Origin of the sequence: Portibacter marinus, assembly GCF_021533195.1 — a bacterium.
Lineage (GTDB): Bacteria > Bacteroidota > Bacteroidia > Chitinophagales > Saprospiraceae > Portibacter > Portibacter marinus.
The window spans coordinates 78,564-84,818 of the sequence record NZ_JAJNKB010000013.1 but is presented as its reverse complement, the minus strand read 5'-3'; the positions used below and the strand labels follow the sequence as shown (position 1 = coordinate 84,818).

Sequence of the window (6,255 nt, the reverse complement as noted above, 5' to 3'; positions counted from 1 at the left end):
GAAATACGCAATCAATTTAACGAGCGCTGGCAATGCACCCAAACGCAACCCTCTAATCTGCTCATTATCAACTATTCTGAATCAATTTTCAGAACTTTCAAAACGAGAAACGTATTCCGCCTAACGGGATAGCTGCAAGAGGAGGAGCGACGATAGGAAGCTCTTACTTCTTGCAGCATGTTATATGGAGTTGTGTGCCCTGAAGTTCCATCGGGTATAAAGTTAATCAAAAGCGGTTAACGGAAATAGATGGAGCATGTTGTAATTGAGATGAAAGACCTCTTCAAAGGTTGGATGGCAAGGAAACGAGCTGACTCCATGTAAGAATGGCAAGGTCAGAAGCCTCACGCATAATAAATTCAATTGGAGATTGGGATAAGGCCTTTCGGCAGGGGAGGACTAGAACTACCTGTCAAACCACCACAAGGTGCTTACCTTTCACGGGTTGGTACTGAGCGTTGTGGAAAAGGTAGAGACTAATTTTTTATATAGGATTCTATCAGGTGTGGTTTAAGGAGATGAGCGAGATGTGAGCGAACCATCGTAGAGGCATCGTAAATAACCTTGCTGTAGATTAAAATCCGAGGTGCTGCGGACTGAGGAGATAAGCCAATAGTGTAGAATTCTAGAATTGCACAGGCTTGGCAATCTACCGGTGTATAGATGGCATGACCTTAATACTGGGCTCAATTACGAAACTGGGGAAACTCCCCTTTGTTGTTTGAGGGAAAGCTATAAGCCTTGAAAGGTAAAGCGAATACTGAGACATTGGGAGAGTGGCAGATCAACTCGTAGTAGTGATGAAGCCTCTGTAATGGAGGTGGAGCGAAGGGGTTGACATGTTCTGAGTACTTTCATCTAATCAACCTCCAGCTTACGTTTGGAAGGAATGAGTTTAGTGGCGTATTCGATTCGAAAGAATGAGCATGAAGAGCCGTATGAGCTGAGAGGTTCACGTACGGTTCTGTGAGAGGTTTAGGGGTGAGAGTCCCCTTTACCTACTCGATCATTTTGATCCTTACGAACCATATTGAAAGATATGAATATTTCAATTTGAAAATCTTTCTTATCAGTAAAAACTTCTGAGTCAAAATAATTAATCACAATTACTACTTCTTTGTGTGCGTATGTAGTAGTTTTTAATTGGATTGGCTTTCTGATCATTCGCCAACTGATTGTTGAGAAATTGTTGGGCTATTCAATTCAACCACATGCAATTTGATCTATTTGCTGCTACTTCAACCTATATCGCAATTCGGAATAGATTGATCTCAATTCCCTCTAATAGTCATACTAATTACTGTATCTAAAACTTTTTATTGGATTGTAAGTGATAATGAGATGACCTATTTTATTTACTAAATCAGCAACTTCTAAATATTGAAAGGCATATTATTTAGCACTATCAGTAATTCTTAAAAAATCATGTTTCCTAAAATAAGAATCAAAAGTGGAAGTGAATTTAGCATCATCAATATTATGTAGTTTCTGTTAGTCAATTTTTTTTTCAAAAAGAGCCTTATCAGAAAAACACTGATAAGTGAAAAACCTAGAAACATGAAGGTTCCAATAAAGGTAATTGGACCAAATTTTTCAAATAATGATCTGCAATTCACTGAGTATCGACAGAATTCATTTAAGATGACATTCAGGCTCCATGAAATGAAAAAAAGAATTGGGATCGTACTGAGTATTATAAGTTGGAATTTTGTTTGTTTCATTTATTGATAGATGCTAATTCTGAATAGTGCCGAATTCTATATCGATTTTGCATAATTTAAATGTTAATCATTTCTATAAATTATCACGTAATATTTTTCATCCATACTTATTTGAGATTCTTAAAACACAGAAAATTATTAATTTTTATTTAGATAGATTTCTCATTTTTTATAGATGTTGTTTCAGACGAATTCCATATAACGGTGATGACAAGCGAAGTTTCGCTCCTCATTAATTATCGTTTTTCCAAAAATATGAATTTTTAGTTCTGCACATCGCATTTCATGCTATTCGAAGCGAAATTGCGTCTTGTCTAGTGTTAGGTGGAGTACAATTTAAGCGTTGGCCTCCAGCTGAAAGTCTTGTCAGATTATAGATAATGCCGTTGGAATACACGAATTTATCATTTAAAACTAGCGGACTCAGACGGACAAGAATAGTAAGTTGATTATCTGAAATTAATTGACATGTTCGGAATTCCAATCTCAATCTTACGTGGTGAGAAAAATCAGACAGTAAGACCTGAAAATCGAAGTAAACTGCATGAATTTAAGATTCGATTATCGTGAGAACAAAGTGATCATAATTTGTAAAAATTCACTTTTAAGAAATACGCTATCAATTTAACGTGCGCTGGCAATGTACCCAAACGCAACCCTCTAATCACGTCCTTGTCAACTATTCTGAATCAATTTTCAGGACTTTCAAAACGAAAAACGTATTCCGCCTAACTCCCTTATATCCTCACAAATATATATCATTCATTGCGCTTTTTGTAATAAGCGTTGCTCCATTAGCTCGTCTAGAGGGCTCTTGATCTTCTCCATGCTCCTTGTCGTTACATGTGTGTAAACTAAAGTGGTCTTTATGTCCTTGTGTCCAAGCAATTCCTGGATATATCGAACGTCAGTACCTTTGTCCAATAAATGGGTAGCAAAGCAATGTCTTAAAGTATGAGGCGTCACCCGTCTGGCTATACCAGCTGATCGGGCACTCCTCCTTACAATATTTTGAACGCTACTCTCTGAATAAGGGGTCTTCTTATCCATGCCTTCAAATAACCAATAAATAGGCTTGTATTCATCAAAATATAATCTAAGAATGGCCTTTAAGGATAATCCCAACAAGGTGTAGCGATCTTTATTTCCTTTTCCGCTTTTGACCAGGACTTGATTGCGATCCCAAATGATGTCTTGTACACGCAAGTTGAGAATCTCTGACAGTCTCAACCCTCCACTATATATAGTGTAGCAAATCGCAAGATGTTTCATATTGCTTAATGTTCGGAACATTCTGTCAACTTCATTGACACTAAGAATCGTTGGGAGATATCGGCCCTTTCTAGGTCTGGAAAGGCGTTCAATTTTAAAATCGGCTCTATATGCCACCTGCTCATAGTAAAATTTTATGGCACTTAGGTACATGTTGTGAAGACTCTCCGATACATCTTCGTTGACCAATTTAACCAAAAAAGCATTCACGTCACCTGCAGTCAGTTCGTCTAGATCGCAGCCCATGTAGTATGTCTTGAATTTGGCAAACTTTCCGGTATAAGAAATAATGGTTCTCCAACCGTACTTTTCAAGAATCATTCTGTCCACATACTTTTGAATCAACGGTTTTAGTGCATTTCCATACTTATGAATCAATCTTCTTTTTCGCTCACCTGTCGACAGACTGCTTTTTTTGTAATCGGAGGGTATGCCACTGTTCACCCTATTGATGATTCGAACTCGACGGCTTGCATAATGAGCAATCAAACGATCAAGGATATTTTGATCAAAATCTATGATCCACCGCTTGTGCTCAGGGTCATATTGACGACTTTTGATTTGCTTTATATATTCAAAGTCTATCCCATAACCTATTAATCTAATAAGCAATTGCTTCGGATATTCCGGAGATTGAAAGATTTCGAGCGCTTGTGGATTTTTCTTTTTTAGCAGCAATTCCTTAATCTTTTGAAATTGCCCTAAACTGAATTTGTGATAACGATCCTGTAGCGCTTCTAAATTTTCCAAGGTAGCCTTGATCACCCAATTTTTATGCTCTTTACTCCAATAAGAACCATTCAGATTCTTGATAAATATGGATTCCTTGGGTGAGTAGGCTATTCGTACATAAAAATTGTTACCAGACCATTGAATTCCTGGCCCTGGTTCGGATTCAGAATCAGATTCCTCTTTAGTGTCTGCATCCTTGACTTCGGGAGTTACAGAAGATGAGCTTTCGTGCTCTATGCCGTTATTATCGCATTTTTCAGTATGTGAACCTGCGTTTCCGGTTTGAGAAATTTGAATTTGAATACCTGTGGCTACAAGCGCATTGTAATAGCGTCTGGCATAAGGCATGCAATAACAATCGTAGGTTTTTGAGAACCTGATGTTTTTCAACAGTAAAATTTTTTTACGTTCGTGAGCAGGTATCGATTTGTGGATACCTATGTAAGGTTTGGATTGGTGTTCCAATCTGAAAATTGTAATCATGATAGCTTCATTATTTAAAGAATATGATGCAATCACGATAAAAATAGGACAGAAGTAAAATGGTAACGGTATAATATGCGTATATTATACTTTTATGGAGAATTGTGCCTATTGTAACTCACCTTTGACCGGCCGAAAAGGCAAGCGTTTTTGTGATCAATATTGCAAATCAGCTCATCAATATGCCAACCGTAAAGTTAAAGAAGCCTTTTACTATAAAGTAGATCGCCAACTCAAAATCAATCGCAAGATTCTGAAAAAATATCACCATTCTGGGATTTCAAAGATTCGCAAAGAAGAACTGCTCGAAGCAGGATTTAATCCACATTTTTTCACACATTATTATAAAACGATGCATGGAAACCTTTATCTATTTTGCTATGAATACGGATTTATGGATTTGCAAAAGGATGGCGAACCTAAATACTTGATGGTTAATTGGCAAGATTATATGGCCAAAACATGAAGGGGTCAGAATAATAGGGTAATTCGTGATCGAATCTATATTGAATGCTATTTCAGAAGTGTCCTCAAAAAGTGGGACCATTTTCATTAAGAATTCGAATAACATATTAGTTATTATCATCATATTTAGCTTCTTTTAATTCCTACATCCTGTTGTGGAAAACTATGCAGCTTTTCGATAATAGAAGGACGAAACTGATCATGAAGTTATACCTGATTAAGTAAAACTAGAGCATTCATGGTACTTTCAGTTTGGATCTATAATGATGATAGTGCCAAAAATTATCTCCTATGAAATTTCAAACAAACTCTGTAAAATAATATATATAGTTGTTGCTACATTGTAATAACATATAATAGATATGCGAGCTAATATTATTAAGATTGGAAACTCCAAAGGTTTACGTTTAAGTAAAACTCTTCTCCAACAATATAACATTCAAGAATCTGTAGAATTGGTTTTGGAAAAGGATCATATAAAAATTCTTCCAGTCAAACGTCCGCGAATCGGATGGTCAACCAAATTCAAGCAAATGCATGAAAATGGTGATGATCAATTACTTATAGATGATGTTTTCGATGATGAAATTTTCGAAGAATGACATATAAGCAATATCAATCTGTTATTGTCGACTTAGACCCAACAGTTGGAAGTGAAGTAAAGAAGACCAGACCGAGTGTAATCATCTCACCTATAGAGATGAATTCCAACTTGAATATTATTATTATAGCTCCAATAACATCCGACCTAAGAAATTATCCAACCAGAGTAAAAGTTCATCTGAATAATAACGAGTCAAGAATTGTAGTTGGCCAGATTTGCACTATTGATAAACAAAGAATCGTAAAGAAGCTTGGTCAGCTTAAACCAAAAGAGAAGGAAACTTTGAAAAATGTAATTTATAAAACACATGTTCAGTAATTCTAACCACAGGAGATAACACGCTTTAACATAATATGGCTGCTATCGCGACGCCACTTTGGTTACAGATATCACCTTAAAGAGGACATTTTATGAGAAGCGGGAGGGTATTTAAGCCCATTAAAATTACTACATAGGATACAAGGTATCAACTCCTCTGTTTCCGAAGCTTTTGAAAATCAATACCGGAAATCATTTGCGACTTACGCAGATAGCAGCTTTGTGAAGGATATAACAATATCCTCGAGATACTGTGCGGAAAAGAACGATTTGGTTCTAAGGGATAGAGAAGGTAAAACGCATCTATTCATAAATGTTATTAGCACCTCTTTTTTAGATTTGGTACCGGCGATCTTCTGGGCTCTAGGTAATCTAGGTTATGTGGACGTAATCACTGATCAAGAAAAAAGAACGAACAAGATGTTGCTAAACGTAGCGTATCAAGAGATACTGGAATTACCTAAAGTAAACAAATATAAATATCGGGCATTAAGAGCCTGATGGAGATGCTCGTCTTTTATTCGATTCCCTAAATGGGTTGAGAATAAAAAACTAAGGCAGGCCTACGCTTAGATATCAACATCGGTTTAGTATTACCTTCTGTCGATGCTCGCAATACAAAGATAAGGCTTATTCAACCACTTTTATTAACCTATTTAA

5 protein-coding genes are annotated in these 6,255 nt (G+C 36.5%); 4 read left to right on the top strand and 1 reads right to left on the bottom strand.

Annotated elements, in window-relative coordinates; translation table 11 throughout:
- Window positions 1-2,483 precede the first annotated feature (2,483 nt).
- Complete coding sequence (locus tag L2567_RS19815) at window positions 2,484-4,208, bottom strand: tyrosine-type recombinase/integrase (protein ID WP_235299599.1); 1,725 nt, start codon at window positions 4,206-4,208, stop codon at window positions 2,484-2,486.
- A 94-nt stretch (window positions 4,209-4,302) separates the two neighbouring features.
- Here L2567_RS19815 and L2567_RS19810 point away from each other — a divergent pair, with 94 nt between their 5' ends.
- From L2567_RS19810 to L2567_RS19795, 4 genes are all read left to right on the top strand, one after another.
- Window positions 4,303-4,674 carry a hypothetical protein gene (locus L2567_RS19810; protein ID WP_235299598.1) on the top strand — a complete coding sequence of 124 codons (372 nt, stop codon included), beginning with the start codon at window positions 4,303-4,305 and terminating at the stop codon, window positions 4,672-4,674.
- 361 nt (window positions 4,675-5,035) lie between these two features.
- Complete coding sequence (locus tag L2567_RS19805) at window positions 5,036-5,275, top strand: AbrB/MazE/SpoVT family DNA-binding domain-containing protein (protein WP_235299597.1); 240 nt, start codon at window positions 5,036-5,038, stop codon at window positions 5,273-5,275.
- The gene (locus L2567_RS19800; protein WP_235299596.1) at window positions 5,272-5,595 is read left to right on the top strand and encodes a type II toxin-antitoxin system PemK/MazF family toxin; all 324 of its coding nucleotides are present in this window, start codon (window positions 5,272-5,274) and stop codon (window positions 5,593-5,595) included. The genes L2567_RS19805 and L2567_RS19800 overlap by 4 nt, the downstream gene beginning before the upstream one ends.
- 222 nt (window positions 5,596-5,817) lie before the next feature.
- A complete protein-coding gene (locus tag L2567_RS19795; RefSeq protein ID WP_235299595.1) occupies window positions 5,818-6,096 on the top strand; it encodes a hypothetical protein in 279 nt (92 codons plus the stop codon).
- Window positions 6,097-6,255 lie beyond the last annotated feature (159 nt).